We start from the raw sequence: 2,696 nt of genomic DNA, 5'->3' as shown, positions 1-2,696 counted from the left end.
ATAGATAATTGCTGCTTTAACTCATTGATAGTTCACGTTAAAAGAGTTGTTTTTCAAGCACCGGGAGAACTCATTAAATTTAAAGCAAGAATATTACGACCTTTAAACCATCCCCGATTTTGGGCAGCTATCAAATTATTTTTAGATAATATATCCTGTTCTAAAGATATAGTTGTGTTATGTATTTTGGCATGAATTTGAGGCGCTTCTATATGAGTGTCATGACTGTGGGAGTGAGTGATGACAGTACCATCTGGTAAAGTATGAGTATGATGATGGTGGTTATCTTCAGCTTCACCTGTTTCTAAATTTGTAATTTTTATTTCGCCATCATCAGAACAACCGCAGGTTACACACATAATTCCTCTATTTCTATTTCTTTGATTTTAAGTTCTTCACCAGTAATTAAATCTAATTGCACACTACCGCAGTTACAGATTCCAAATGGTTTATCTAAATAAATTTCTGCACTGCATTGGCGACATCGCCCTAAACCGGGAATTTCCAAAATTTCTAATATTGCCCCTTCTAAAACTGTCCCTTGAGTGCAAATATCAAAACAAAATCGGATAGCGTCGGGCATAATGACTGAAAGTTTCCCGATTTCTAATAAAACTCGCTGCACTTTTGCGCCTTTGGCGTGTTCAGTCACAATTGCCACAATATTTTGGGTAATTCCAAATTCGTGCATATTATATTATAAAATCTATTAAAGATTAACAAATTCGTGGCAATTGGTCGCCTACTAACATATCAACAATCCTTTCAGCACCAAAAGCTGTTTTTAATAATACGATACCTGGAGGTGAGGTAATAACTTCGCCAATCATACAAGCATCTTTGCCTGCTGGGTGTAATTTCATAGCTGATAAAACGTTTTCAGCATTCTTTTTTGGAACCACCACAGCTAACTTACCTTCATTCGCTAAATACAACGGATCTAAACCGAGAATTTCGCAAACTCCATTGACTTCTTGCCGCACTGGAATAGATTCTTCGTACAGACGAATTCCCACATTTGAACTAAGGGCAAATTCATTTAATACTGTAGCTAAACCACCGCGTGTAGCATCTCGCATAGCATGAATTTGGGGACATATCTGGAGAATAGTTTCTACTAAACTATGTAACGGCTGACAGTCACTTTCAATATTAGTCTCTAAGGCTAATTCCCCACGGGCAATTAAAATTGCTGTCCCATGATTGCCTATTTCACCATTAATTATTATTGCATCTCCAGGTTTAATATTCTGGGCGGAAATGTTAACTCCTCGCGGGATGATACCAATACCAGCAGTATTAATAAAGAGTTTATCGGCAGCACCTCGATGTACAACTTTTGTGTCACCAGTGACAATTTGAATACCAGCTTTTGTTGCGGCTGCTTTCATACTGTTTGCGACACGGCGTAAGATTTCTACAGGTAATCCTTCTTCTAAAATTACACTACAAGTTAGATATAAAGGTTTAGCACCACTAACAGCTAAATCATTAACTGTGCCGTTTATAGCTAATTCTCCTATATCACTACCGGGGAAAAATAACGGGTCTACAACATAAGAATCTGTTGTAAATGCGAGTCTGTCTCCTTGTTGGAGAAGAGGGGCTAAGTTAAAGCTGGCTTGGTCTTCTAGTTGTGAGAGAATTGGATTATCAAAATTGCTGACAAAGATTTCGTCTATTAAATCACGCATGGCTTTACCACCGCTACCATGTGCGAGAGTTATGTGAGTGTCTTGGATTTTAGTTTGGCGACGACGGACTTTTTCTATTTTTTGGAATAGGGGATTTTGTATTGGGTTTGTGGGGGAAATATTCATATTAAAATTTTTTAAACGCAAAGGAACGCAGAGGGAAGCGCAGAGGTACACTGAGTATTATTCTGAGGAGAAGCCGCAGGCGGGGAGAGGTTCTTGGGTTATTTTTGGTTTTTGGGTGATTGTTCTTTTGGCAATGGTGGAGAGTCGCCCATATTTGTAATAGGCTGCACAAGCGCCTTCGGAAGATACCATGCAAGTACCGATTGGTGTTTCTGGTGTGCAAGCTGTACCGAATACTTTACACTCCCAAGGTTTTAAGACTCCTTTGAGAATTTCTCCACATTTACAAGCTTTATGGTCGGCTACTTTGAGGTTAGGAATGGTAAATTTAAGTTCGGCATCGAATTGGGCATATTCAGGTTTAATTTGTAATCCTGAATAAAGGATGTCACCTAAGCCGCGCCAATCAAAACTATCTCGCACGGCGAAAACTTTGTTTATGGCTTGTAGGGCTACTATGTTTCCAGATTTTTGGACAATTCGGTTATATTGATTTTCAACTTCACAACGATTTTCTACTAGCTGTTGCAATAGCATCCAAATTGATTGGAGAATATCTAAGGGTTCAAATCCTGAAACAACTATTGGCTTATTATATTGTTGGGAAATAAATTCATAAGGGTCAGTGCCAATTACCATACTGACATGGCCTGGCCCAACAAATCCATCTAGTTGTAAGTCGGGATTATCTAATAGTGCTTTGAGGGCGGGAATCACAAGGACGTGATTGCTAAACATACTAAAGTTATGAAGTTTTTCGGCTGCTGCTTGTAGGATGGTGAAGGCGGTGCTGGGGGCTGTGGTTTCAAAGCCTAATGCGAAGAAGACTACTTGTTTGTTGGGGTTATCTCTGGCAATTTGTAGGCTGTCTAGGGG

3 protein-coding genes and 1 pseudogene are annotated in these 2,696 nt (G+C 39.2%); all 4 read right to left on the bottom strand.

The window, feature by feature from the left end; genetic code table 11:
- Positions 1 to 56 precede the first annotated feature (56 nt).
- Positions 57 to 359, bottom strand: a pseudogene (locus IQ229_RS23175) (hydrogenase nickel incorporation protein HypB); the annotation flags it as partial.
- Complete coding sequence (gene hypA, locus IQ229_RS23170; protein WP_194047788.1) at positions 350 to 691, bottom strand: hydrogenase maturation nickel metallochaperone HypA; 342 nt, start codon at positions 689 to 691, stop codon at positions 350 to 352. The gene hypA and the pseudogene IQ229_RS23175, both read right to left, overlap by 10 nt.
- A 25-nt stretch (positions 692 to 716) precedes the next feature.
- Positions 717 to 1,820 carry a hydrogenase expression/formation protein HypE gene (gene hypE, locus IQ229_RS23165; protein WP_194047786.1) on the bottom strand — a complete coding sequence of 368 codons (1,104 nt, stop codon included), beginning with the start codon at positions 1,818 to 1,820 and terminating at the stop codon, positions 717 to 719.
- A 57-nt stretch (positions 1,821 to 1,877) separates the two neighbouring features.
- A partial coding sequence (gene hypD, locus IQ229_RS23160; RefSeq protein WP_194047784.1) for a hydrogenase formation protein HypD occupies positions 1,878 to 2,696 on the bottom strand: 819 nt, incomplete at its 5' end.

Origin of the sequence: Nostoc cf. edaphicum LEGE 07299, assembly GCF_015207245.1 — a bacterium.
Taxonomy (GTDB): domain Bacteria; phylum Cyanobacteriota; class Cyanobacteriia; order Cyanobacteriales; family Nostocaceae; genus Nostoc; species Nostoc edaphicum_B.
The sequence above is the reverse complement of the archived record's forward strand: the minus strand, read 5'-3'. Positions and strand labels throughout refer to the sequence as shown.

Coding starts and splice junctions, on each gene's coding strand:
- hypA (WP_194047788.1), bottom strand. CDS start 691: ATGCACGAATTTGGAATTACCCAAAATATTGTGGCAATTGTGACTGAA.
- hypE (WP_194047786.1), bottom strand. CDS start 1,820: ATGAATATTTCCCCCACAAACCCAATACAAAATCCCCTATTCCAAAAA.